The sequence below is a fragment of the Nakamurella sp. PAMC28650 genome (assembly GCF_014303395.1).
In the GTDB taxonomy this organism is placed as follows: Bacteria; Actinomycetota; Actinomycetes; order Mycobacteriales; family Nakamurellaceae; genus Nakamurella.
Map to the genome: position 1 here is coordinate 451,557 of NZ_CP060298.1, position 26,350 is coordinate 477,906.

General features: G+C 68.5%; 15 protein-coding genes and 2 pseudogenes. 5 read left to right on the forward strand and 12 right to left on the reverse strand.

The window, feature by feature from the left end; translation table 11 throughout:
- Nucleotides 1-171: 171 nt before the first annotated feature.
- Nucleotides 172-1,452, forward strand: coding sequence for an NAD(P)/FAD-dependent oxidoreductase (locus H7F38_RS02020; RefSeq protein WP_187092633.1), 1,281 nt, complete (start codon nt 172-174; stop codon nt 1,450-1,452).
- Nucleotides 1,453-1,475: 23 nt separating this feature from the next.
- Nucleotides 1,476-2,204 (forward strand): DUF1365 domain-containing protein, encoded by a 729-nt coding sequence (locus H7F38_RS02025; protein WP_222618383.1) that lies wholly within the window; start codon nt 1,476-1,478, stop codon nt 2,202-2,204.
- A gap of 154 nt (nt 2,205-2,358) precedes the next feature.
- Here the strand turns inward: H7F38_RS02025 and H7F38_RS02030 are convergent, their stop codons facing one another.
- From H7F38_RS02030 to H7F38_RS02055, 6 genes are all read right to left on the reverse strand, one after another.
- Nucleotides 2,359-4,590 (reverse strand): MMPL family transporter, encoded by a 2,232-nt coding sequence (locus H7F38_RS02030; RefSeq protein WP_187092634.1) that lies wholly within the window; start codon nt 4,588-4,590, stop codon nt 2,359-2,361.
- 52 nt (nt 4,591-4,642) lie between these two features.
- Nucleotides 4,643-5,251 carry a TetR/AcrR family transcriptional regulator gene (locus H7F38_RS02035; RefSeq protein ID WP_187092635.1) on the reverse strand — a complete coding sequence of 203 codons (609 nt, stop codon included), beginning with the start codon at nt 5,249-5,251 and terminating at the stop codon, nt 4,643-4,645.
- Nucleotides 5,252-5,387: 136 nt separating this feature from the next.
- Nucleotides 5,388-6,296: a DMT family transporter gene (locus H7F38_RS02040; RefSeq protein ID WP_255498206.1), complete on the reverse strand. Its 909-nt coding sequence runs from the start codon at nt 6,294-6,296 to the stop codon at nt 5,388-5,390.
- A gap of 105 nt (nt 6,297-6,401) precedes the next feature.
- Nucleotides 6,402-6,908 carry a hypothetical protein gene (locus tag H7F38_RS02045; protein WP_187092636.1) on the reverse strand — a complete coding sequence of 169 codons (507 nt, stop codon included), beginning with the start codon at nt 6,906-6,908 and terminating at the stop codon, nt 6,402-6,404.
- Between the two features lie 211 nt (nt 6,909-7,119).
- Nucleotides 7,120-7,977 carry a ferric reductase-like transmembrane domain-containing protein gene (locus H7F38_RS02050; RefSeq protein ID WP_187092637.1) on the reverse strand — a complete coding sequence of 286 codons (858 nt, stop codon included), beginning with the start codon at nt 7,975-7,977 and terminating at the stop codon, nt 7,120-7,122.
- A gap of 22 nt (nt 7,978-7,999) precedes the next feature.
- Nucleotides 8,000-8,662, reverse strand: a complete 663-nt coding sequence (locus H7F38_RS02055; protein WP_187092638.1) for a GNAT family N-acetyltransferase — start codon at nt 8,660-8,662, stop codon at nt 8,000-8,002.
- Nucleotides 8,663-8,718: 56 nt separating this feature from the next.
- On the opposite strand from H7F38_RS02055, the gene H7F38_RS02060 reads away from it, so the two are divergent.
- The 3 genes from H7F38_RS02060 (at nt 8,719) to H7F38_RS02070 (ending at nt 11,788) form a co-directional block, all read left to right on the forward strand.
- The gene (locus H7F38_RS02060; RefSeq protein WP_187092639.1) at nt 8,719-9,708 is read left to right on the forward strand and encodes an NAD(P)H-quinone oxidoreductase; all 990 of its coding nucleotides are present in this window, start codon (nt 8,719-8,721) and stop codon (nt 9,706-9,708) included.
- A 58-nt stretch (nt 9,709-9,766) separates the two neighbouring features.
- Nucleotides 9,767-10,324, forward strand: a complete 558-nt coding sequence (locus H7F38_RS02065; RefSeq protein ID WP_305080155.1) for a bacterial proteasome activator family protein — start codon at nt 9,767-9,769, stop codon at nt 10,322-10,324.
- Between the two features lie 105 nt (nt 10,325-10,429).
- The gene (locus tag H7F38_RS02070) at nt 10,430-11,788 is read left to right on the forward strand and encodes a transaminase (protein ID WP_187092640.1); all 1,359 of its coding nucleotides are present in this window, start codon (nt 10,430-10,432) and stop codon (nt 11,786-11,788) included.
- A 319-nt stretch (nt 11,789-12,107) separates the two neighbouring features.
- Here H7F38_RS02070 and H7F38_RS26410 read toward each other — a convergent pair.
- From H7F38_RS26410 to H7F38_RS02130, 6 genes and pseudogenes are all read right to left on the reverse strand, one after another.
- Nucleotides 12,108-13,358, reverse strand: a pseudogene (locus H7F38_RS26410) (saccharopine dehydrogenase C-terminal domain-containing protein); the annotation flags it as partial.
- Between the two features lie 123 nt (nt 13,359-13,481).
- A pseudogene (locus H7F38_RS26415) lies at nt 13,482-14,354 on the reverse strand (agmatinase family protein); the annotation flags it as partial.
- Between the two features lie 419 nt (nt 14,355-14,773).
- A complete protein-coding gene (locus tag H7F38_RS02080; RefSeq protein ID WP_187092641.1) occupies nt 14,774-16,204 on the reverse strand; it encodes an FAD-binding oxidoreductase in 1,431 nt (476 codons plus the stop codon).
- Between the two features lie 6 nt (nt 16,205-16,210).
- Nucleotides 16,211-16,363 carry a hypothetical protein gene (locus H7F38_RS02085; RefSeq protein ID WP_187092642.1) on the reverse strand — a complete coding sequence of 51 codons (153 nt, stop codon included), beginning with the start codon at nt 16,361-16,363 and terminating at the stop codon, nt 16,211-16,213.
- Between the two features lie 251 nt (nt 16,364-16,614).
- On the reverse strand, nt 16,615-21,873 hold the full coding sequence (locus tag H7F38_RS25795) for an IPT/TIG domain-containing protein (protein WP_255498384.1): 5,259 nt from the start codon (nt 21,871-21,873) through the stop codon (nt 16,615-16,617).
- Complete coding sequence (locus tag H7F38_RS02130; RefSeq protein ID WP_187092643.1) at nt 21,803-25,861, reverse strand: IPT/TIG domain-containing protein; 4,059 nt, start codon at nt 25,859-25,861, stop codon at nt 21,803-21,805. The genes H7F38_RS25795 and H7F38_RS02130 overlap by 71 nt, the downstream gene beginning before the upstream one ends.
- Between the last annotated feature and the right edge of the window lie 489 nt (nt 25,862-26,350).

The following is a 26,350-nucleotide window of genomic DNA, read 5'->3' on the forward strand; positions in this document are numbered from 1 at the left end:
GTCGGGGGGCTGGGCTCAACGAGCCGTGCTCGGACCCACCCATCTCCTGACGGGCCCGGACCGAACTACCATCGACAGACTCCACCGGCGTGCCGGAGGGGTCACAGACATGGAGATGACACCGATCCGGCCGTCGGCCGATCGTGGTCAGCATCATCAGGGAGTACGCAGATGAGTAGTCCGTCCTCGGCCGCAACGCGCGAGAGGGTTGCCGTCATCGGCAGCGGTGTCGCGGGCCTGACCTCTGCCTACCTGTTGCAACGCAAGTTCGATGTCACCCTGTTCGAGGCTGACGGGCGTCTGGGCGGCCACGCGCACACCCATGACGTCGCGACGTCGAGTGGGCGGGTGGCCGGAATGGACACCGGATTCCTGGTGCACAACGAGAGGACGTACCCGAATCTGCTGCGGTTGTTCGCCGAACTGGATGTCGCGACGCAAGAGTCGGAGATGTCGATGAGCGTTCGGTGCGACGGCTGTGGGCTCGAGTACGCGGGCGCCCGGGGAGTGCGCGGATTGTTCGCCCAGCCATCGGCGGTCCTGCGGCCCAGGTACCTCGCGATGCTGGTGCAGGTCAGGAAGTTTCACGCCGAGGCGCACCGTGTGCTCGAGTCCCCGGAGGATCTTCGGACCCTGGGTGAGTTCATCGAGCAGGGTGGCTACAGCAAATACTTCGCCGATCACTTCCTGCTGCCGGTGGTCGCCTGCGTATGGTCATGTGGCTTCGACGGCGCGCGCAACTACCCGGCCCGCTACCTCTTCGCATTCCTGGAGCACCACGGCATGCTGGCCGTCACCGGCTCGCCGCAATGGCGCACCGTGGTGGGCGGCTCGCGTTCCTACGTCGAGAAGGCCGTCAAAGAGCTATCGGCCGTGCACACCGCAACGCCGATCCGGTCCATCACCCGTCATGCCGACGGCGTGAGGATCATCGACCAGGCCGACGAGGTGCACACGGCGGACCGCGTCGTCATCGCCACCCACCCCGATCAGGCCCTGAAGCTCTTGGCCGACGCGACCGCAGACGAGCAGCGACTGCTGGGCTCCTTCGAATACACGGCCTCGCGCACCGTGCTGCACACCGACTCGTCCGTGCTGCCGAAAGCCAAGGGCGCCAGGGCATCGTGGAACTACCAGATGGACACCTGCGATTCCGACGACTCGAAGGTCAACGTCAGCTACCACCTGAACCGCCTGCAGCGCATCGAGGATTCGGTCGACTACCTGGTGACGCTCAACAGCGAGGGCCAGGTGGATCCGTCGACGATCATCGACGAGATGAACTACGCACACCCGACGTATACGGTGAAATCTGTTGCAGCACAGCAAGAATTAGGCCGGATCAACATCGGCCGGACGGCTTTCGCCGGTGCGTGGCAGGGTTGGGGTTTCCACGAGGACGGTTGCGCCTCTGGCGTACGTGCCGCGGAGGCGCTCGGCGTCACATGGTGATGCTCGAACGGCCGCCGGTCCGATTGACGGAGAATACTGCGACCATCTACCGGAGTCTGGTCAAACATCGCCGGAACACCAGTGCCAGCAGGAACTTCCAGTATTCCGGTTACTACTGGCTGGTCGACGTGGACGCGATGCCGCGGGTGCCACGAGCGCTTCGCCCGTTCGCCCGTTTCGAGGCTTCCGACCATCTCGGTGATCCAGCGGGCACACTGGCTTCCAATATTCGGGAACTGTTGGCAGACAACGATATCGTTGCCGATCGTATCCAGCTGCTGACCTCTCCCCGGGTCGCCGGGTACGTGTTCAACCCGCTCTCGGTGTACTACTGCAGTCTGGACGGCGAACAGGTAGCGGCCGTCGCCGAGGTGCACAACACCTACGGCGGGCGTCACGTCTACCTCCTCCGGCCGGACTCGGCCGGCCGCGACCAGGTCGACAAGGTCTTCTACGTCTCACCTTTCCTGCCGATGGGCGGGCGCTACCTGATGCGGACACCCGTCCCGGGTGACCGGCTGAACGTGTCCATCGCACTGCAGATCGGCGACCGAACCCCGTTCGTCGCCACTCTGACCGGGTCCGGACGACCCGCGACGACGACGACCATCGTCCGCACCCTGCTCCGGTGGCCGCTGGTCACCCTGCGGACCTCGGCGCTGATCCGGTGGCAGGGCATCCGGCTGTGGATTCGCGGTATCCCCGTCCAGCCTCGTCCGGCCGATTCCGCCGGGAACGAGACCGCGCGATAGCGGGGCTGGTCAGCCGGGCTGCTGCGATCAACCCGGCCGATCAACCCGGGCTGCATGGATCAACTTCCCCGATTTGGGACGGGTGGGACAGGAGTCATCACTTTCGTCCATGCCTGCGAAGTTGATCCACGCCGGAGCCCGGGCCGGGCGGGCGTCAGCGGGAGGCGAGGGCTGCGGGCTCGGCAGATTCGGCAGCTGCCTCGGCGCGGAGCTTCTCCAGGAGTTTCTCGCCCTCGATGTCCACCCTGGGCAGCACCTTGTCGAGCCAACGCGGGATGTACCAGGCGGTCTTGCCGAGCAACGTCATGACGGCGGGGACGATCGTCATCCTGACCAGGAACGCATCAGCCAGGACGCCGACACCGAGCGCGAAGCCGATCGAGGCGATGATGGTGTCCGGCGCCAGGATGAAGCCGGAGAACACCGACGTCATGATGATCGCGGCCGCGGTCACCACACGGGAGCCGGCGTTGAAACCGCTCACCACCGCACGCTTGGCGTCGGCGCCATGCACGTACGCCTCCCGCATGCCGGACACCATGAACACCTGGTAGTCCATCGCCAACCCGAACAGCACCCCGATCAGCAGGATGGGCAGGAACGAGATGATCGACGGTGAAGAGGCGGTGCCTGTCCCGAAGATCGCCCCCAACCATCCCCACTGGTAGACCGCCACGACAGCGCCGAACGAGACACCCACGGACAGCAGGAATCCCACGGCCGCCTTGATCGGGACGACGATCGACCGGAAGATCAGCAACAGCAGGATGAGCGCCAGGCCGACCACGATCAGCAGGTAGATCGGCAGTGCGGAGGACAGCTTCTCCGAGACGTCGATCTGGATGGCCGTCTGTCCGGTGACGGCGACCTTCGAGCCGGTCGCGGCCTCCCAGCCCGCGGCGCGTGACCGCAGGTCGTTGACCAGGTTCTGGGTCGCTACGTTGGACGGTCCGGTCGCCGGAATCACCTGCACCACACCGAGAGTGCCGTCGGCCGATACAGCGGCCGGCGCCGCGTGGGGCTTCTCCGGGAGCGCGTTGAGGTCGGCAGCGACCTGGGTCATGGCGGCCTTGAGCTTCGCCGGCGGCGCCGAGACGGTGACGATCAGCGGCCCGTTGAAGCCTGGTCCGAACGACCCGGCCAACAAGTCGTAGGCGTCGCGTTTCGTCGATCCGACCTTTCCGGCCCCGTCGTCGGGGAGCGCGAGGTGCAGCTTGGTGGTGGGCAGGGCGATGATGCCCATCCCGATCACGGTCACGAACAGCACGAGGGCCGGCCGGCGGGTGACCATCCGGATCCACCGATTCGGATTCTGCGCGTGGTCGACGACCGCATGCTGATCGATGTCCGCCTGGCGCAGACCGGCAGCAGCGGCACGATCCGAACGCTTGAGGACCTTGTCGCCGGAGAAGCCAAGGAGCGCCGGGACCAGCGTGACTGCGATCAACACCGCGATCAACACGGTGGCCGCGGCAGCCAGCCCCATCACCGTCAGGAACGGAATGCCGACCACCGACAGGCCGGCCAGCGCGATCAGCACCGTCAGCCCGGCGAAGACGACGGCCGACCCTGCGGTCCCGGTGGCTCTGGCGATCGACTCCTCTATCTTCATGCCCGCCTTGGCCTGCGCCCGATGTCGCGAGACGATGAACAGGGCGTAGTCGATACCGACGGCGAGCCCGATCATCAGAGCCAGAATTGGGGCTGTCGTGGACATCTGGACGAATCCGGAGACCCACAGAATGCCGGACAGGCCCGTGGCGACGCCGATGAGCGCGGTCAACATCGTCATCCCGGCCGCCACCACCGAGCCGAACGTGATCAACAGCACGACCAACGCCACGATCACCCCGATGCCTTCGGTCGAACCGATCGACGGTGCCTGCTTGACCGCGCCGCCGCCCAGTTCGATCCGCAGCCCGTCGACCTTGTTCGCCGAGGCGAGCGAGGCGATGGTGTTCTGGGTGGCGACCGGGATCTCGGTGATCTGCCCGGCGAACTGCACCTGCGCGTAACCGACGTCACCGGTCGGCGAGATGCTCCTACCCGCCGTCGGCGGAATGATCACGCCGACCTTGTCCAAGCCCTTGGTGCCACTCAGCACGTTCGAGATCGCCTTCTGGTACGGCGCTTCGGCCAGAGTGTGCCCGGAGGGGGCCGCGAACACGATCCGTCCGGATGCTCCGCCGGCCGCCGGGATCTGGGCGTTCAGGTGGGTGAGCGCGTTCTGCGCCTGCGTCCCGGGAATGGAGAAGGAATCTGTCATCACGCCCTTGAACGCGATTCCCGCGCCGCCGACGCCGACCAGCAGCAGCACCCAGACGAGCAGCACCAGCCAACGCCGTCGGACCGCAAACGCACCGAGGCGATAGAGCAGTGTGGCCATGTTGTTCTCCTGATCGAGGGGGTCACCGACCGGCGGTCGATGCGCGAATGGGTCAGTTCTTGCGTAGGTCGAGCAGGCCGGCGAAGTCGATCAGCGAAAAGGCGGCATCGAGATCACGGGCCAGACTTGCTTTTTCACCCGCAGCGCCGCGGGCCAACCAACGTTGCGTGCAGGTGCGTCCCGCGGCGAGACAGAACTCGGCCAGCAGCGGGACGCGCAAGTCGTCGGATCCGATTCCGGTCCGGGCGGAGATGATCGCCGCGATCTTCTCGCCGTGCGCGACGTCGCACGTGTTCATCGCGGCCGCGAGTTCCGGTACGGACTCCACCATCACCATGAAGGCGAGCCGGCTACCGGCGATCTGCTCGGCCACGTGATCGAGGACACCGCGCAACAGATCCGTCAGCGGAACCTCGGCCGGGGCGTCGGAGATCATCTTCACCGCGGCGTCGATCCACGATTCACTCACTGCGGCAAGACATTCGGCCTTGCCGTTGAAGTAGTTCGAGAACGTGCGGCGCGAGACGCCCGCCATCTCGACCAGGTCGGCGATGGTGAACCCGTCGTATCCGCGTTCCTCGGCCAGCTCCAGCGCGCACCGGACGAGGGCGGCGCGGGTCCCGACCTTCTTCGACTCCCGCAGACCGATCGTTGGTGACATGAGCACCAGAATAGGAGAAAGTTGCCCATTGCGCAAACATGCGCAATGGGCAAGACCGGATGCTCTCGCAACCGGCGGGCGGTATGTACACGACCGGGCCCGGATGAGCCACCAGCCGAGCGGGCGGCGAGCAGGCTCAGGCGGTCTCCACCGCCACTTCGGCCCCCACGTTCTTCCCGGTCTTCTGGGCCGACAGCACGATGGCCCCGCAGATGGCCAGCATCCCGGCCAGGTCGAGCAGCCCGGGAATCTGGCGCAGCGCGATCGCGTCGATGACGGTGGCCGTCACGGGCAGCAGCGCGACCAGGATGGCGAACCTCGCCGCCGTCACCCGACGCAGGATCAGCTGCTCGATCGCATACGGGATGACCGACGAGCAGACGGCGATGCCGATCACCGCGAGCAGTCGCAGCGGGTGCGTCACGACGATCGCGGTGGCGCCGAAGGCCAACGGGCAGTAGATGATCGCACCGGAGGTCATGGCCACCGCCAGCGAGGAGATCCCGTCACCGCCGGTGGCGATCCGGCGGCCCAGCAGGATGTAGGCGGCCCAGGTCCCCGCGCAGGCGAAGATCGCCACCAGCCCGACGACGGCGCTGTGGGTCCATCCACCCTGAAGGCTGACGCCGGCCAGCGCCACCACCCCGGCGGCGGCCAGCACGATGGCCAGCCGCTCGCGCCAACCGCGTCCGCCGAACGCGGCGACACCGACCGGGCGGAGGAACTCGATGGCCACCGACGTGCCGAGCGGCAGGTGCGAGATCGCCAGGTAGAAGGTGACGTTCATCGTCGCGAGCACGACGCCGAACAGTGCAGCAGCACCCAGCGACCGACGGGTCCAGCGGACTCGCCAGGGGCGGCGCCAGATGAGCAGCACCACGGCGGCAGCGGCGATGCGCCACCAGGCGAGCGCCGCTGCAGGAACGACGCTGAACAACCCCACCGCGAAGGCCGCACCGTAGTACTGGGTGAACCCGGAGGCCAGGAACATCGCCGGCGCCGGGATCCGGTCGGACAACGGTGCTCGGCGCGGCTCTGCTTTCACCCGCTCAACCCTACGGCCACCGCCTCGGCGCGAAGGCAGCCCACGTGTTTCACGGGTGGACCGGGCCGCACCGGGACCGGGAGGCCCCGGGACCGGCAGGTGCGACTATCCGCAGCGCTCGCCGCTGTCGATGACCCACGTCTTGTCGGGCAGTTGCGTCGCGTGCAGGGAGACCGACCCCTCCGTCACCGTGGCAGATCCGGGAACGAGCGCCGCCCGAGTGTGCAGCGTCCATCTCGAGGTCGATGTTCCGAAACCTGACACGCCGCCCTCTCGGAGAAATGTCCGAGCCGCGGTGAGCGGGTCTGCCGATCCTCTGGTGCCGGCGGCCAGCGACAGCGCGAACCCACTGCACCCCTGTGTTCCCGATCCCTGCGTGCCCGATCCCTGCGTGCCCGATCCCTGCGTGCCCGATCCCGATCGCAGCGTCCCGGGTACCGAGATCCGCGGAGCTGCCGACCGCGTCGGCCTGACGAACAGGGGCGTCAGGGCAGCCGAGGAGACGTGCACGACCGAGCCACTCGCGCCGACCGGCCTGTCGGCCGCCGGACTGCTCGCGCAGGCGGACAGAACGCTCACCGCCAGCACCACGGCTCCGGCCAACCGCACCACAGCTCCAACCTTCCGCACCACAGCTCAAGTCCGCACCACAGCTCCGGCCCTCCGCCGACGGCCCGTCGTCATCGCGCGCTCCACAGTGCCCAGACGTAATGCCGCTGTCTTTCGTTGCACCCGGCTTTTCGTTGCACCCGGCTTTTCGTTGCACCCCGGCGGACCGGCATCCTCGGGGCCGGTCTGATCGACGGCAACCGGCGCGCAGGGCTCAGCCGAAGGTCCCGCTCCCGCCCTTCGCGATCGCCACCAGCGTCATCACCAGGACGATCAGGCCGGTGACGGCCAGGCCGACTGCCACCGCGATCCGCAGGGCCACGTGCCTGGTCTCCTCGAAGCGGCCGGCCCGGCGCTTCATGCTCAGCTGATCCGAGAGCCGTAGTGGCCGTAGCAGTCTGAGCACGATCAGCGCCAGCAACGGGACCTGCAGGACCGCGACGAGAGTCCGGCCGATTCCGGTCAGCCGGAAGTCGGAGCCCAGGAACAGCGCGTGCCAGAGGCCCAGCGCGTAGCTGACCGCGGCCAACTGGTGCGCGACGAGCCAGACCCGACGGCCGATGTACCGCCTGAGGTAGTAGCTCGGGCCGAGCAGCACCGCCAGGTAGAGCGAGAGCACGCCCAGCGTGTAGCCGAGCCCGTCCACCTTCGCGGTCCAGGGCACCAGAGCGACCAGGAGCGATCCGCCGGGCACGCCGATGCCGTAGACGAGTGCGTGCAGCAGGGTCAGCGCCACGACCGCCACATTGAGCTGCCGGTGCCAGTTGACCACGGCCGGACGCCACCCCATCCGTCGGGGCCGGCCTCCGCGGCGAGCGGGTTGCCGGATGCTGATCACCAATCCCAGCACCAGGCCCGCATACGCCCAGACCAACGCCACGATGCCGCTGGCCTGCAGCAACAGGGTGCTGGCGCGGCCCCCACCGATCCGTTGCACCGAGTCGAGCAGCCCGTAGCAGGCCCAGATGGCCGCCGCGGCCACCAGCGCGTGACCGATCCCGACGACCACCGCGGTGGACAGGGACCCGGTGGCCTTGGATCGGCTCGTCGGGGCCGGACGGGCGGGCGTCATGCTGCGGCGGTGCGGAGGACTGTCACAGCCCGAATGATCCTCGGCAGGCGTCCAGGCCCGCCACCTGCACCGACCAGGCCGGTTTGCGGAACGTCGCCGGCGTGACGAGCAGGCGCTGATCCACCGCGGCCTCACCGGGCCGCCGCTGCACGACGCGGTCGCCGTTCGGGACGTATCCGACCTTCGCCGACACCGCGAGGGACGCCGGGTTGTCCTCGAACGCTGCACTCTCGGCCCTGATCGCCTTCAGATGGTCGAACGCGAAATCAACCACAGCGCAGCGCATTTCAGTGCCGAGGCCCTGACCCTGATGGGCCAGCCCCAGCCACGAGCCGGTGCCGACGGTCCGGGTCACGGCGAAGTCCGTGCCGCTGATCTCCTGGGTACCCATCAGGGCACCCTTCGAGCGCACCGCGAAATGCACCGACCAGGCGCCCGGCACGCTCGCGGCCCGTGAACGCCAGTGATGTCGCAGGGTGTTCTCGACCAGTTCTTCGCGCGGCGCATCGGTCCAGGGCTGCATGAACGGCATCGTGGCCGCATCGTGGATACCGAGCACGGCGAGATCGACGAGCTCGGCCAGGTCGTCGTCGCACAGCGGCCGCATGATCAACCGCGGGGTGGCCAGCCGCAGTCCGAACAGCGGCCAGAGCCTGGTCAGGGCGTCCCGCGACGTCGTGGTCATGCCGGTCAGCCTGCCATCCCGGTCGCCACCGCGGCAGCCGGATTACCCTCGGGTTCATGTTGGCCATCACGCAGGACAAGCCCGGCGGTCCCGAATCGCTTGGACTGACCGAGGTTCCGGACCCTCCCCACGGCGCAGACGAGGTGTTGATCAGGGTCACCGCCGGCGCCGTCAACCGGGCCGATCTACTGCAGCGGGAGGGGCACTACCCGGTGCCGGCCGGCGCCTCACCGATCCTGGGCATGGAGTGCTCTGGGACGATCGTGGCCGTCGGGGGCGACGTCACGGGCTGGCAGGTCGGCGACGAGGTGTGCGCGCTGCTGGCCGGCGGCGGATACGCCGAACTCGTCGCCGTGCCGTCCCCGCAGGTACTGCCGATTCCGGCCGGCGTTTCGCTCCTCGATGCCGCCGGGCTGCCCGAGGTGGCCTGCACGGTCTGGTCCAACGTCATGATGAAGGGCGGTCTGCGGTCCGGCCAGACGCTCCTGGTGCACGGCGGGTCCTCGGGCATCGGGACCATGGCGATCCAGGTGGGCAAGGCGGCCGGGGCCACGGTCATCGTCACCGCCTCGCGCGACAAGGCCCTGGAGAGCTGCCGCGCACTGGGCGCCGATGTCGGGATCAACTACGGCACCGACGATTTCGTCGAGGCCACCCTGGCTGCCACCGATGGGCGGGGCGTGGACGTCATCCTGGACGTGGTGGGTGCGAAGTATCTGCAGCGCAACATCTCCGCCCTGGCGTTGGACGGATCGTTGATCGTCATCGGGATGATGGGCGGCACCAGAGCCGAGCTCGATCTCGGCGCACTGATGGGCCGGCGGGGCTCGGTGGTCGCCACCGCGCTGCGTGGCCGCCCCGTCACCGGCCCCGGATCCAAGGGCGAGATCGTCGCCGCGGTGCGGGATCACCTGTGGCCGCTGATCGCGGCCGGCACCGTCCGGCCGGTGATCGATACGGTGTACCCGCTCGGCGAGGCCGGGCAGGCCCATCGCCGGATGGCCGAGGGCGGTCACGTCGGCAAGATCGTGTTGAAGATGAACTGACCCGGGAACAGGTCCGTAAGTTCTGACGTGCGAGCACCCATTCGAGAGCGAGTAAGCGATGACCGAGCAGCAGCCCCAGCGTTTCGTGGTGGTCGGACCCGACGGGCAGGACGAGGCGGACGGCCAGCTACCCGCGCACGCCGGATTCGCGGCGGCCTCTGCAGGTACCGACGGGACCGATCCCGGTGACGCGATCGGCCAGCCGGCCAAGGTGATGCGGATCGGCACGATGATCAAGCAACTGCTCGAGGAGGTCAGGGCCGCACCGCTGGACGAGGCCAGTCGGGTCCGCCTCAAGGACATCCACGCCGCCTCGATCAAGGAACTGGAGTCGGGGCTGACGCCCGACCTGCGGGAAGAGTTGGAGCGGCTGACCCTGCCCTTCACCGAGGACTCGGTGCCGTCGGATGCGGAGTTGCGGATCGCCCAGGCGCAGCTGGTGGGCTGGCTGGAGGGCGTCTTCCATGGTCTGCAGGCGGCCCTGGTCGCGCAGCAGTTGGCGGCTCGGGCCCAGCTGGAGCAGATGCGCCGCGGCGTTCTGCCGCCAGGCGTGACGGCCGAGGACATGTCCGGGCCGGGCGGGCACACCGGGACCGGAACCGGGCAGTATCTGTAGCCGGGCCTGCAATCAGGCGCTGACGTCCTGCAAAGTGGCGGCGATAGCCGCCACTTTGCAGGACGTCGCGCGTTTCTGGACCGTCATCCGGCAGGATCTCCGTGCATGGCCATCGTGAACCGCGCCCGTCTCGCCGAGCTGTACCAACGCGAAGGTGACCGCTTCGTCCTCGAGCACCCGCAGTCTGCCCGGCTGGGGGCCGAGGCGAAGAAGCACATGCAGGGCGGCGTCCCGATGAGCTGGATGGTCAAGTGGCCGGGGGCGTTCCCGATCTTCATCACCTCGGCGACCGGCGCGCACTTCACCGATGTCGACGGGATCGACTACGTCGACTTCTGTCTCGGCGATACCGGAGCGATGGCAGGGCACTCCCCCGCGGCCACCGTCGCCGCGGTGAGGGCGCAACTCGACCGCGGGATCACCACCATGCTGCCGACCGCCGAGGCGATCACCGTCTCGGCCGAACTGTCCCGGCGCTTCGGCCTTCCGCTGTGGCAGTTCACGCTGACCGCGACCGACGCGAATCGTCACGCGATCCGCTATGCGCGACTGCTGACCGGGCGGCGCAAGATCGTCGTGCACAACTTCTGCTACCACGGCTCGGTCGACGAGGCCTTCGCGACCCTCGACGACGACGGGCACACGGTGAACCGCCGCTCGAACATCGGGCCTCCGGTCGCCACGGCCGAGACCACCATCGTCGTCGAGTTCAACGATCTCGCGGCGATGGAGGCCGCACTGGCCACCGGCGAGGTGGCCGCGGTACTGCTGGAACCGGCACTGACCAACATCGGCATCGTCCTGCCCGACCCCGGATACAACGAAGCCGTGCGAGAGTTGACGTCTCGCTACGGCGTGATCCTGATCAACGACGAGACGCACACCATCTGCGCCGGGCCGGGCGGGTACACGAGGGCGGCGGACCTGCACCCGGACATGCTGGTGATCGGGAAGTCGATCGGCGGCGGGATCGCCTGCGGCACCTTCGGTATGACGGCCGAACTCGCGACCCGGATCGACCGGGCGGTACCGCTGGAGGACATCGACGTCGGCGGCATCGGCGGAACGCTGGCCGGCAACGGACTCTCGATGGCTGCGATGGCCGCCACCCTGCTCGACGTGCTGACCGACGAGGCGTTCTCGCGGATGATCCCGCTGGCCGACCGTTGGGCCGACGGAGTCCGGGCGGGAATCGATTCGGTCGGCGCACCCTGGCATGTCACCAGGTTGGGATGCCGTGCGGAGTACGGGTTCTCGGTGGAGCCGCCGATCAATGGCGCACAGGCAGCGGCCGGGGACGACTTCGAACTCCAGCAGTTGCTGCACCTCTACGCCCTCAATCGCGGGATCCTGCTGACGCCGTTCCACAACATGGCGCTCATGTCGCCGGCCACCACCGAGGCGGACGTCGACGCCCACACCGCGATGTTCGCCGACCTGTGCGCGGAGCTCTTCCGCGGGTGAGTCCTGGTACGCGTCCACCCACCGCGCTCCCCCACCACCGCGCATACAAATACGCCCGGCGCGCTCCCCCACCGCCGCGCATACAAATACGCCCGGCGCGCGCCGATCTGCCCGTTGGTGGGGCAGATCGGCGCGCGCCGGGCAGATCGGTATGCGCGGCGGCGGTTGGGTGGTCGGACCCCGCCTACAGAGCGCGGCTGTGCGGGGCGTCCGGAGCGGTACCGGTGTGCGGCCGGACCGGCTGCGGATGCGGGTCGCCGGGCTTGGTGGGCGCCGGGCCGGTGTCCCTGACCCCACCGGAGTCCAGCGCCGCCGGTCCCTGCTCCCGCATCGCCCATGGCGATCCGTATTCGGTCAGCAGCGTCAGGAACGGCACCGCGTCGAACGCCTCCGGCCCGAGAACCCCTGCACCGGACCATGCCCCGCGGGCGATCAGCTCCATCGCCACCACCGGGCACACGGCCGTCTGCCAGACCACCGCCTGCGAGTGGTACTCCTTCATGGACCACTCGTTGTCGACCACGTGGTACAGATACACCTCCCGGGGCTTGCCCTGCTTGTCCAGACCCTTGATCCATGTTCCGGCGCAGGTCTTTCCGTGCATCTTGTCGCCGAGGGTGGCCGGATCGGGCAGCAGAGCGGCGATGACGTCGCGGGGTGAGACCATCACCGAACCGACCTGCAGGCGCTCCGCGGAGTCGATACCGAGCTTGCGCTGCAACTTGAGCATCTCGATGAATTCCTGACCGAGGCCGTACTTGAAGGTGACCCGACCGGTGTCGAGCCAGCGCGGGATCAGCAACACCTCCTCGTGCTCGACGTTGACGCACTCGACCGGCCCGATGCCCTCCGGGAATTCGAAGACCTCCGGCTCGGAGAACGGCGCGGTGGTGAACCATCCGCGGCCCTTCTCGTAGACGATCGGCGGGTTCAGGCACTCCTCGATGGTCGTCCAGATCGAGAACGTCGGGGCGAAATCGTAGCCCTCGACCTGCAGGTTCCCACCGTCACGCACGCCGATCTCCTCGATCGAGGAGAACAGGTGATCCGACGCGTACTTGGCGAACACATCCGAGAGCCCCGGCTCCACACCCATTCCCACCAGCGCGACCCGGTCGGCGGCTTCCCACTGCGAAGCCATCGCGAACTGCTCGTCGCCGAGCATGATGCCCGGGGTGTTGAACGGGTCGGTGGGGTGCGGGTGGGACAGCGACATCGCCATGTCGATGTAGTGGGCCCGGCCCTGCAGCGCGGCGTTGAACAGCGGCATGACGAACCGCGGATCGGTCGCGTTGAGGAGCAGGTCGCACCGGTAGCGCGCCAGCAGACCGACCACGTCCTCGATCCTGGTGGCATCGACCTGAGCCGGGATGAATCGGCCGTCACCGACGGTTTCGCAGGTCTGCTGGGCCTTGGACAGGTCGTAGTCGGCCACCACCATGGCTTCGATGTACTCCCGTGTGGCCGCGGTGGCGACCACCGCGGAGCCGACCCCGCCGGCCCCGACCAGCAGGACCCGGAGCTTCCCGTCGGCGGACCGGACAGTGGAACCACCGCGGCCCGAGAGCACCGGGACCGACTCGTCCCACGTGGTACCGCTCGCATCGTCGGCGCGGCGGCGCGCAATGCCCGACAGCGTTTCCAGGACAACACGATTGCCGAGCATCGCGGTCACGTCGGCGTGGTCGTACGGCGGGGCCACCTCGACGATCTCCAGGCCCACCAGCTTGGTCTCCCGGCCGATGCGACGTACCGCGTCGAGCAACTCGCGTGGGGTCAGCCCGCCAGGCTCGGGAGTACCGGTCCCCGGCGCCATACCCGGGTCCACCACGTCGATGTCGACCGACAGGAAGACACCGTCGGTGTCCTGCGACGCCAATGCGATGGCCTCCGTCAGGACCTCCGTCAGGCCGCGTCGCTGGATCTCGGCCATCTCGTAACCACGCATGCCCTGGTCGGCCATCCACGCGAGCTCCGGCGGCTCCGGCCAGTAGCCGCGCAGACCGATCTGGAAGAACTTGCTGCCCTTGACGGCGCCGGATTCGATCACCCGGCGCATCGGAAGGCCATGACCGTAGAGCGAGCCGAACTGGATGTCACCGGTGTCGGCATGGGCGTCGAAGTGGATGACGGCGATCCGACCGTAGCCGAAATGCTCGGCCAGGCCGGTGATGTCGGCCAGCGCGACGGTATGGTCGCCGCCGAGGACGATCGGGATCTTGTCGGCGGCCGCGAGCTGGGTGATGACGTTCTGCAAAGCCCGGAGCGATCGGATCGTCTCGGTCGGGGCCATCTCGACGTCGCCGGCGTCGACCACCCCGAGGTCCAGCAGTGGGTCGACCCGCAGGGACAGGTGCGGACGGGATCCGGTGTGCTCGGAGTAGTCGACCGCGCGAAGGGCCATCGGACCCATTCGTGCGCCGGACCGGTAGGAGGTGCCCGAGTCGTAGGGGGCACCGACGATCACCGCCGAGGCATCCGCGTAGGTGGAGGGATCGGACAGGTCGCAGCGCGGTACCCCGGTGAAAGTGACATCGGGTCCGTACATTGCGCCGTAGCGCGCCATGGGATTCAACTCTCCTGCTAGTGGTTCGGTCCTGGGGGATGCGGACCGTGCTGGTACTGAGGCTGTTACTTGTGCTGCGAATGGTGCTGGTGCTGTTACTTGTACTGCGAATGGTGCTGGTGCTGGTCAGGCTTCGAGGTGCGGGCGGACAGGCGGCCGGACCATCAGCTTGGCGGTGCGCGCCCGGGTTGGACAAGTCACGGTGGACAGTGCACAACAGATCACCGTCCGCCCGTTGTTCATCGTTCGCCCGGCGGCGCAATCGTCAAGAGTCCGCCGCCCGATCGTCGGGAACAGTGCGCCGGGCCTGCATGGATCAAAGTGGTCCATTTGGGACTGGAGTGACAGAAGTCATCACTTTCGCCCATGCCTGAGAAGTTGATCCACGCCAAGGAAGTCGACCCACGCCGAACGGGGGGTCACGAGTCGAAGCCGAGCCCGAAACGGTCGAGGGACCGGAGCCAGAGGTTGCGGTGCCCGGCCCTGGCGTCCGCCCTGGCCGCCGACCAACGGGTCAGGTTGATCACCCCGGCGCGCAGCGGCTCCGGCGGGAACGGCACCGGCTTGGCCCTGACCGTCTTCAGCGAGGTCAGCTCGGTCTTCTCGCCGCCCAACAGGTCCAGCATCACCTGCGCGCCGAACCGGGTCGCGCCGACGCCGAGCCCCGTGTAGCCGACGGCGTAGGCGACCCGGCCGCCGAACCCGGTCCCGAAGAACGGGAAGAACCGTGAGCAGGTGTCGATCACCCCACCCCAGGTGTGGGTGAACCGCAGGCCCTCCAGTTGCGGGAAGGTCCCGAAGAAGTTGTCGGACAGCGTCCGGAACGTTTGCGGTCGCTGGTCCAGGACGGGATCGATCCGGCTGCCGTAGTGGTAGATCGCGTCGTAGCCGCCCCACAGGATGCAGTTGTCGTCGGTCAGCCGGTAGTAGTGGAACTGGTTACCGGCGTCACTGACGCCCTGCCGACCCTTCCAGCCGATGGTGTCCATCTGCGCGTCGGACAGCGGTTCGGTGGTCATGGCGTAGTCGTAGACCGGGACCACGTAGGGCCGGACCCGCTTCAGCAGGGACGGGAAAGCGTTGGTGCCCAGGGCGACCCGGTGCGCCCGCAGCACACCGTGCGGGGTGGTGAGCACCATGTCGCGGCCGTCGGAGACCATCGCGTCGACGTGGGTGTTCTCGTAGATCTTCACCCCGAGCGACTCGCAGGCCTCCGCCAGACCCCAGACCAATCGGGCCGGGTCGATCAGCACCGTCTTGTCGCGGCCGTTCAGCGCGCCGAGATAGGTGGGCGAGTTGACCAGCGCCCTGGTCCCAGCCTGGTCGAGAAGCTCTGCGTCGTCACCGAAGTCGAGCATCTGCTCGTAGTCGGCGGCGAGGTCGCCGATCTGGTAGCTCTCGGTCGCGACCTTGAGTTCACCGGTCTTCTCGAGTTTGCAGTCGATCTTGAAATCCTCGATGGTCCGCACGATTCCGGCGAGGTTGTTCCGGCCGTGCCGCTCGAGTCGGGGCATGTCCTCCGGATACCAGTCCATGCCGTTGGCCTGGCCGTGCGTCAGGGAGGCCGAACAGAATCCGCCGTTGCGGCCGGAAGCCGCCCACCCTAGGGATTTTCCCTCCAGGACGACCACCTCGCGGGACGGGTCCTCCTGTTTGGCCAGCAGTGCGGTCCACAGACCGGAATACCCACCGCCGATGACGGCGAGGTCGGTCCTGGTGGATCCGGTCAGCCGTTCGCGCGGCTCCGGGGCATCGACATCATCGAGCCACCAACAGATCGGCTCGGAATCGGACAGGGAGTTGCGGACGGCTCTCGACCGTGATCGGCCGGCAGGCAGCAGAGGCGACATCGGCGATCACCCCTGCTGCGCAGAGCGTGCGAGAGAATGCGGGAGCTTGCGGGAGGTCTCGATGACGGTCCCGGTCTTGCTGACCCAGATGGAGGCGGACAACGAGACTCCGCGCGGGTCTGGAACGGGGTCGGGCAGTTGCTTCGGCGTGCGGGTCATGGCCATCTTCCTTGGTTGCGAGGAGCCGGGCGCCGAATGTGACGACCGGTCGATTCGCATCGTATCCGGCGACCGCGACGCGGGCGCCCGACGCGAATCGCCGGCACCCCCGGGGGCCCGGAACCACGGCGTCCCGCCCCCGGGAGCCCGGGAGCGGGACGTCATGGCACTGGACCTCGATCCAGCCGTCAACCGATCAACCGATCAACCGATCAACCGATCAACCGATCAACCGAACACAGGGCTACCGATCATCTGGCCGGATTGTTGATGAAGTAGCCGGACACGTCCATCACCAGGTCCACCGGCCCGGCCGCACCGTTGTAGAGCCGGATCTTCCCGTCCGTCCCGACGCGGCCGATCACCGCGTTGGGCCGGTCCCGATGGGCCACGAAGTTGAGGTTCGAGGCCAACGGCAGCGGATTGCCCGGGTACGCGGTGATGAAGCCCGGGCCGACGGTGCTCGTCACGGTGAGGTTCGAGACGATCGCCGAGACCCCTATCGCCGGAATACGGTTGCGGCCCAACACCGTCGGCGCGATGGCCGAGTGCGCCGCCACCTTGCCGTTCACGTTGTTGCCGACCCTGGTGTCCAGGATCCGGCCGGGACTGACTGGCACGAATTCGCCGTCCAGCACGGCGGTGCCACCGCGGAAGTAGCCGGAGACGTCCGCGATCAGCCTCGCCGAACCGGTGGAGCCGTTGTAGATCGTCACCGTCCCGTCCGGCGCGACCGGCACGATCACCAGGTTCGCGTCGGTGTCGCCCTTGTAGAAGTTGAGGCTCGACACGAACGGCTTCGGGTCCGACGGATAGACCGTGATGTAGCCGAGGCCGGTCGCCTGCGCCACGATCATGTTCAGGGTGACCGCTGCCACGTTGGTCGACGGAACCCCGCCGACACCGGTGACCTTCACCGTGATCGACTTCCGCGACTGCACGGCCGCCTTCGGTGCACCCGTCCCGGTTGCGGTGTCCAGGACGCGGGCCGGGCTCAATGGAACGAACGACCCTGGAGCGACCGTCGGCCCGTCGGAGAAGTAGCCCTGGATGTCGGCCACCACATCCGTCACGCCGGTGGAGCCGTTGTAGATGCTCACCGTTCCGTCGGAGGCCACCGCGGCCGCCACCAGGTTGGCCACGGTCGACCTCGCCGGGAAGTTGATGCTGGACGCGTTCGGACGTGTCCCGCCGGGGTAGATCGTGAGGTAGCCGACCTGGGACGAGTCGGTGGTCGTCACGTTGAGCATCACGGTGGCGACGCCCTTGCCCAGCGGCTGGCCGAGTGCCGGCACTCCGCCGACACCGCGGACCCTGATCGTCAGGGTGCCACCGGGGCCGATCGGCTGGCTGGCACCGCGCCCGCTGCGGGTGTCGAGCACGCGGTACGGCGCGAGGGGATGGTAGGCCCCGGCCGCCGCCTGGATGGGCGTGATCGCCGTACACGGGATCTGGGCTCCCGTCACCGGGCTGTAGACCCCCGCCCGCTGGGGTGCTAGCCGGTAGCTGACGGCCGTGGTACCTACGGCGACCGGCACGCTGGTGGAGACCTCCAGGAAGCCGCCGGCCAGCGGGGTCACCTGGGTCGGCTGACCCGCGGTGCTGCTGCCGACCAGCACGGAGAACAGCGAGGGCACCAACTGGGTGTTGATACCGACGTTGGCCAGCACCGTCACCGTCGCGGCGTCCAGACCCGTTGCCGGGTTGATCCCGGTGATGACGCACGAGGTACCCGGCAGCGCGACGGGCTCGTAGAGATAGCCCAGCGGATTGCTGGTCCCCCCCAACGGCGTCGTGACGGTGACCAGGACACCTGCGGGAGCGTGCGCCGGGGTGGTGAAGGTCGCAGTGGTACCGATCGTGTTGACCGCCACGAGGCCGGCCGGGATGGCGACCCCGCCGATGGTGACCGATGTCAGGCCCGGGACGAATCCGGTACCGGTGATGGTCACCGAGGTGTTGCCCCCGGCCGGACCGTGATCCGGCGACAGACTCGCAGCAGCAAGCCGGTCGTAGGTGAACGGCAGGGCCGGAGCGCTGGTGCCGCCGCCGGTGGTGACGGTGACCCCGACGCCCCCGGGGCCGTGGGCCGGGGTGGTGAACGTCGCCGAGGTACCGGCGCTGTTGACCGTGACACCACCTGGGCCCACGACGATCCCGCCGATGGTGACCGTGGTGGCCCCCGGCACGGAGCCGGTGCCGGACACGGTGACCACCGTGCCACCCGATGCCGGGCCGCGGACCGGGCTCAGCGGGCCGACAGTGGTGGGAACGGCGAGGTACGTGTAGGCCAGAGCCGGACTACTCGTGCCCGCCACCGTCGTCACCGCGATATCGCTGACCAACCCGGCCGCGTGGGCCGGCGCCGGGAACGAGGCGGTCGTGCCGCCGTTGCCGACCGCGACCTGCGTGGACGGGACCGTGTTGCCACCGATCAGCACCGTGGTGCCGCCGGGGACGAACCCGGTACCGGTGATCACCAGGGTGTTGCCACCCGCGACCGGACCGGACGTCGGCATCAGACTCGCCGCCGTCGGCACACCGACGTAGTTGAAGCTGAGCGGGGGAGCACTGCTGCCACCTCCGGTCGTGACCACCACATCGGTGACCACACCGGAGATCGGGTGAGCCGGCGTCAGGAACGTTGCCGTGGCGCCGCCATTGGTGATCGTGACCCCGGTGGCCGGAACGACGTTGGCGCCGATGGTCACCGTCGTCGCCCCGGGGACGAACCCGGTACCGGTGATGGTGACCTGGGTGTTACCGGTGACCGGGCCCACTGGCGGCGAGATCGTCGCCGCCGTCGGGATCGGCAGGTAGCTGAAGTTCAACCCCGGAGTGCTGATGCCACCCGCCGTCGTCACGGCGACGTCGTTCACCGTGCCGACAGCGTGACCGGGAGTGGTGAAGGTCGCCGTGGTGCCGGCGCCGTTCACCGTCACGCCCGTTGTCGGCACCGTTGCGCCGCCGATGGTCACCGACGTGGCCCCGGGAACGAACCCGGTACCGACGACGGTCACCGAGGTTCCGCCCAGGACCGGCCCGGATCCCGGCGAGAGGCTGGTCGTGGTCGGGACTGAGAAGTAGGTGAATCCGAGCGGTGTGGTGGTCGAGCCACCGGCCGTGGTGGCCACCACGGACACCAGCCCCGGAGCCGACACGCCAGGCGTGCTGAAGGTGGCCGTGGTGCCGGCGTTGGCCACTGTCACCCCGGACGCCGGGACAGTGTTGGCGCCGATGGTCACCGAGGTCGCACCGGATACGAAGTCGGAACCGGTGATGGTGACCTGGGTGTTACCGGTGACCGGACCGGACGTCGGTGCCAGACTCGCCGCGCCGGGCGCGGTGAGGTAGGTGTAGCTCAGCGGCGAGGTGGCGCCACCGGAGGTGGTGGCCACCACATCGGTGACCAGACCCGCTGCATGCGGCGGTGTCGGGAACGATGCCGTCGTGCCGGTGCCGGTGCCGTTGACCGTGACCAGGGCCGCCGGAACGTTCTGGCCGCCGATGGTCACCGTCGTGTCGCCGCTGACGAACCCGGTGCCGGTGATGGTGACCGGAGTGTTGCCGCCGACCGGACCGGATGTCGGCGACAGGCTCGTCGCCGCCGGGACGGGCAGGTAGGTGAAGCTCAGCGCCGGAGTGCTGGCGCCACCCGCCGTGGTCACCACCACGTCGTTGACCTGACCCGCCACCGGGTGAGCCGGGGTGGCGAAGGTCGCCGAAGTGCCGGTGCCGTTGACCGTCACGCCCGTTGCCGGGACGGTGTTGCCACCGATCGTCACCGTTGTGGCGCCGGAGACGAAACCGGAACCGACGATGGTCACCTGGGTGCCACCCGAGACCGGACCGGACTGCGGCGACAAGCTCGCCGCCGTCGGGATGGGCAGGTAGGTGAACCCGAGCGGCGTGGTGGTCGAACCACCGGCCGTCGTGGCCACGACGGACACCAGACCCGGAAGGAGTGCGCCAGGCGTGGTGAAGGTCGCGGTGGTCCCAGCGGTGTTCACCGCCACCTGGCCGGCCGGGACCGTGTTGAGACCGATCTTCACGGACGTCGCACCGGACACGAAGCCGGTCCCCGTGATGGTCACCGAGGTCCCGCCGCCGACCGGACCGGACGTCGGAGCCAGGCTCGTGGCGCCGGGGATGTTCAGGTACGTGTAGATCAGCGGCGGGGCGCTCGGTCCACCCGCCGTCGTCACCACCACGCCGACCGGGCCGGCCAACGGGTAGCTCGGGGTGGCGAAGGTAGCCACCGTGCCGTTGCCGCCGACACCCACCAGGGTCGGCGGGATCAGGATGCCGCCGATGGTCACCGTCGTGGCACCGGCCACGAACCCGGAACCGTTGATGGTCACCAGCGTGTTACCGGAGAGCGGACCGGAGGTCGGCGACAAATTGGTCGCCCCCGGGATCGGCAGGTAGGTGAAGCTCAGCGCAGGCGTGCTGGTGCCGCCCGCCGTGTTGACGACCACGTCGGTGACCGTGCCCGTGGCATGGCCGGGGGTGGGGAAGGTGGCCGTGGTGCCGTTGCCGTTCACCTGGACGCTCGCCGCCGGCACCGTCTGGCCGCCGATGAACACTGACGTCGCCCCGGACACGAAGCCGGAACCGGTGATCACCACCTGGGTCCCGCCGAGTACCGGACCGGAGTCCGGCGACAGGCCGGACGCGGTCGGGATGGGGAGGTAGTTGAAACCGAGCGGCGGGGTGGTCGAGCCGCCCGCCGTCGTGGCCACCACGTCGACGAGGCCCGGCACCGCTACTGCCGGTGTGAAGAACGTGGCCGTGGTGCCACCGCCGGCGACGGTGACCTGACCGACCGGGATGGTGATGGCGCCGATCTGCACCGATGTCGCACCGTCCACGAAGCCGGTACCGGTGATGGTCACGTGGGTGCCACCGGACAACGGACCGGACGTGGGCGCCAGACTCGTCGCCCCCGGGATGTTGAGGTAAGTGAAGGACAGGGCGGGAGTGCTCGGACCGCCTGCGGTCGTCACCACGACGCCGACCGTGCCCGCTGCACCGACTGCGGGGGTGGCGAACAGAGCGGTCGTGCCGCTACCGCCGACCGTGACCTTGTTCGCCGGCACCGTGATGCCGCCGATGGTCACCGTGGTGGCACCCGGCACGAAGTTGCTGCCGATGATCGTCACCGGGGTGTTGCCGGCGATCGGGCCGGACGTCGGGGACAAACTCGTCGCCGTCGGGATGGCCAGGTAGGTGAAGCTCAGCCCCGGAGTGCTGGTGCCGCCCGCCGTGGTGACCGCCACGTCGTTGACCTGGCCGGCCACCGCATCAGCCGGAGTGTTGAAGGTTGCCGTGGTGCCCAGACCGTTGACGGCGACACCGCTCGCTATCACCGTGTTCCCGCCGATGGTCACCGTGGTGGCACCGGGCACGAACCCGGTACCGACGATGGTCACCGAGGTGTTACCGGCGACCGGACCTGACGTCGGCGACAGCGTCGTCGTCGTCGGGACGTCGAGGTAGGTGTAGGCCATGGGCACCGTGTCCTGGCCGCCGACCGTCGAGGCGACCACGGAGACCAGACCAGCTGCGTAGCCGGGAGTGGAGAAGCTGGCCGTGGTGCCGCCGAGGTTGACGGTCACCGCCCCGGCCCGGGACCGTGTTGCCACCGATGTTCACCGATGTCTGACCGTTCACGAAACCGGTCCCGGTGATGGTCACCGGTGTGCCACCGAGCACCGGACCCGACGTCGGTGCCAACGTCGCCGCACCGGCGGTGTTGTTGTAGGTGTAGGCCGCCGTCAGGGTGCTGGCTCCACCCGGAGTGGTCACGGTCACGTCGACCGCACCCAGGGCATGGGGCGGAGTGGCGAACGAAGCTGTCGTGCCGCCGTTGCCCACCGTGACATTGCCGGCGGGAACGACGTTTCCGCCGATGGTCACCGTCGTGGCACCGACGACGAAATTGGTACCGGTGATGGTCACCGGGGTATTACCGGCGGTCAGGCCCGACGTCGGCGTCAGACTCGTCGCCGTCGGGGCCGGCAGGTAGTCGAATGGCAGCGGCGGGGTGCTCGTGCCGCCCGGGGTCTGCACCGTGATGTCGGCCGGGCCGGCCGGATGCGACGGGGTGGTGAAGGTCAGGCTGGTGGGGCTGCTCACCGTTCCGACGTACGGCACGCTGTCCACCAGCACGAGCGTGTTACCCGTCACGAACCCGGTCCCCGTGACCGTCACCGTCGTGTTGCCGGCGACGGGGCCGCTGTCGGGCGAGAGCTTCGCTGTGGTCGGGACGTCGAGGAACGTGAAGTTGCTCGGCCCACTCTTCCCGGCCGCGGTCTGCACCGTGACCTGGACCTGTGCGGCGGGGTGCGAGTTGGTGGTGAACGTCAGGGTGGTGTCCGTGGTGGCGTCCGCCGGTTGATTGACACCGTCGACGTTGACGCTGGTGGCACCCTGGACGAACCCGGTACCGGTCACGGTGACCAGGGTGCCGCCGGCCACCGGCCCGAAGTTCGGGCTCAGACCGCCGATGGTGGAGATCGTCGGGGGGCCGTAGGTGAAGGGCAACGGACCGCTGACACCGCCGCTGGTGGTCACGGTGACCGGAACCAGGCCTCCGGCGTGCGGCGGGGTGAAGAACTGCAGAGTGGTGTCGTTGACGACGTTGGCCGGCACGGTGGTCCCGCCCACGGTGACGGTGGCGGCCGGCGAGAAGCCGGTACCGGTGACGGTCACCAAGGTGCCGCCCGCGTCAGGGCCGAAGTCGGGCGTCAGCGCGGTGATGGTCGGGACGCCCTGGAACGTGTAGATCTGCGGTCCACTGGTGCCGCCCGGGGTGGTGACCGTGACCGGTACCGCGCCCGCCGCATGGGCCTTCGTGACGAAGGTCAGCTGCGTGGTGCTGGTGGCGGTAGCCGGCTGGCTCTGGCCGTCGACGTTCACCGTCGTGTTGCCGATGACGAAACCGGTGCCGGTCACGGTGACGGTCGTCAGTCCGGTGGCCGGGCCGTGATCTGGCGACAAGCCGTTCACCGCAAGGATCGTCGGACCGTCGAAAAACGTGAAAGTCTGCGGCGCGCTCGTGCCGGCGGCCGTCTGGGCCGTCACATCGACCGGCCCGGCGGAGTGGGGAAGCGTGGTGAACGTCAGATGCGTGGTGCTGGTCGCAGCGGCGGCCTGGTTCTGACCGTCGACGTTGACCGTCGTCGCTCCCGGAACGAAGCCGGTACCCGTGACGGTGACCTGCGTGCCGCCGGCCGACGGACCCTGGTTCGGGGACAACCCGGTGATGTTGATGGTCGGCGGGCCGAAGGTGAAGGGCAACGGGCCGCTGGTGCCGCCGCTGGTGGTCACCGTGACGAGAGCCTGGCCGCCGGCATGCTGCGGGGTGGTGAACTGCACGGTGGTGTCGCTGACGAAGGTGGTGGGCTGCGTGACTCCGTCCAGATTGACGGTCGCACTCGGCGCGAAGCCGGAACCCGTCACCGTGACCACCGTGCCGCCTGAGTCGGGCCCGGTGTTGGGCGTCAGCGCGGTGAGGGTCGGGACACCCTGGAAGGTGAAGGTCTGCGGCGCGCTGGTGAGGCCGGCGGTGGTGACCGTGACCGGGACCCCGCCCGCCGCATGGGGGTCGGTGACGAAGGTCAGGGTGGTGGGGCTGGTCACGGTCGCCGACTGGCCGACTCCATCGACGTCGACTGTCGTGCTGCCCGCCACGAACCCGGTTCCGGTCACGGTGACGGTGGTGTTCCCGCCGGCCGGACCGTAGTTGGGTGACAGCCCGTTCACCGCAATCGTCGGCGGATCGACGAAGGTGTAGGTCTGGGCGGGAGTGCTGGTGCCGCCGTTGGTCTGCACCGTGACCGGAACCGGGCCGGCCGGGTGCGACTTGGTGACGAAGGTCAGGGTCGTTGCGCTGGTGGCGGTCGCGCTCTGGTTGACCCCGCCGACGTTGACCGTCGTGCCACCGACGACGAAGCCTGTGCCGGTGACGGTGGTACCGCCGGCCGACGAGCCCTGGTTGGGGGAAAGTCCGTTCGTGGCGATCGTCGGCGGGCCGAAGGTGAACGGCAGCGGGGCACTGGTGCCACCGGCCGTGCTCGCCGTGACCGGGACCTGACCGCCGGCGTGGGCCGGGGTGGTGAAGGTCAACGTGGTAGGACTGATGACGTTGGCGGACAGGGGGTTTCCGTCGACATTAACCGTGGTGGCGCCGGTGAGGAAACCGGTGCCGGTCACCGTCACGGTGGTGCCGCCGGTGAGTGGGCCGTGATCAGGCGCCAGGCTCGTCGCGGTCGGTGCAGGTGGGCCGGCGTTCGGCCCGACGCTCGCACTGGCCAGCGTGACGACGGCCGCGTTGCCTGCGGGTACGACGCCGATCGACAGGGCGGCCTTGCTGTAGGTCGGAGCCGTGTTCGGTAGCGCGGGTTCCACGTTGCCGGTCAGCGTGACGAGGCCGGTGAGGGCGGTGGCCAGCGGGGTGATCACGTTGGCGCCGAGCCCGGAGACGATCGGGTTGAGACCGTTGGTGAGAGCCGTGAGAACGGGGTTCAACAGGCCGGTGCTGATCGGCAGGCCGGCTACCTTGATCTGACCGAGCCGCGCGGTCAGCGTCTCGACGAACCCACCGGGGCCGGTGAGCGCCTTGGTGATGGCGGGCAGCAGCTGCGTGGTCAGCGCGGCGGTGATCGCCGGCGTCAGGTTGGTGTTCGGGGCCAGCGTGTCGAGGTTGAGGCCGGTGATCTTGCGGATGTCGATGTGCACCGCACCGGTCTGCAGGTTGGCGGTGATCGAGCCGTCGGCGGAGGTGATGGTGGTCAGCGGCGCCAGCAGTTCTGACGCGGTCGGCACGTTCGACACCAGCGGAATCGCGTTGAGGGTACCCAGCGCCGTTCCGACCAGGGAGTTGACCTGGGTGTAGATGCCGGCGACCAGCGGGCTGGTGACGTCAAGGCTGAGCGAACCGATCTTGTAGGTACCGCTCTGCGTGCCCGTCGCGGTCTCGTTGGCCGAGGCCGCCACTGCACCGACGTTGACGACGGCCGATGACAGGGCCGTCTTCAGGGCCGGGGTGGCGGCGATGACCGAGGCCAGGTTCAGGGTGGCGTCCGCCGGGGCGACCCCCGGATTGGCGCTCCCGTTCGCGCCGATCTGGATGGCACCGGAGTTGTCGACCGCGCCGGAGGATGCGTACGAGCTGCCGGCGGTCGCGGCCGTGGCGTACTGGTTGACCGCGCCCAGGGTGAGGATTCCGGGGTTGGCGCCGGTGCCCAGCAGATTGATGCCACCGCCGAGACCCACCGTCACCGAGTTCAGCGCGGTCGCCGAGAGGGGAACGTCGTTAGTGGTGTCCGGCGGGGCCGAGGCCGTCGCCGGCGCCACCGAGGCGAGATTCGCGAGATTACCGGCCCCCACGGTGCCGGAGAGGAATTGACCCTGCGACTGCGCGGCGGGGGGAGGTGCGGCGGAGGCGATTCCCCCGGAGACGAACACGGTGCCGGCGACCAACACCACGGTCACGGTGGCCGAAAGAATACGACGTCCTCGCAGGCGCCATCCTTTTCGGTGCATCACCCCGAACGCCGACTGTGAAACAAAGCGTCCCGAAGTTGCCTGCGCATGCGCCATTTTTCTACTCCCGTACCGGCTGAGCCACCACAGGTCCGTCGGATGCTTCCAACGGTCCCCTGTTCGCGACCCTACGGACATACACGGCACGCGCAACCAGGCTGATGATCATGAACTTTCCGGTGATCGTCACGCGAGGAACTCGGTACTACTGTTGTGCCGCAATGCTTATCGTCGTCCTCACTGGCGGACGGCCCGACTCCGATCGTCAGCGCCGAGCCGACAGACAACTCCTTCTCCACCAGAACCACCTGTTGGGGAAATGCCACTCACGCAAAGTAACCCCAAGAATTGTTCAACAATCGGCCGGCCGCCGCAGACCCCCGTAAGGCGGGTTTGCGCACCTGGGGATCCACACAACGACGGTCGCAGACCCGGATG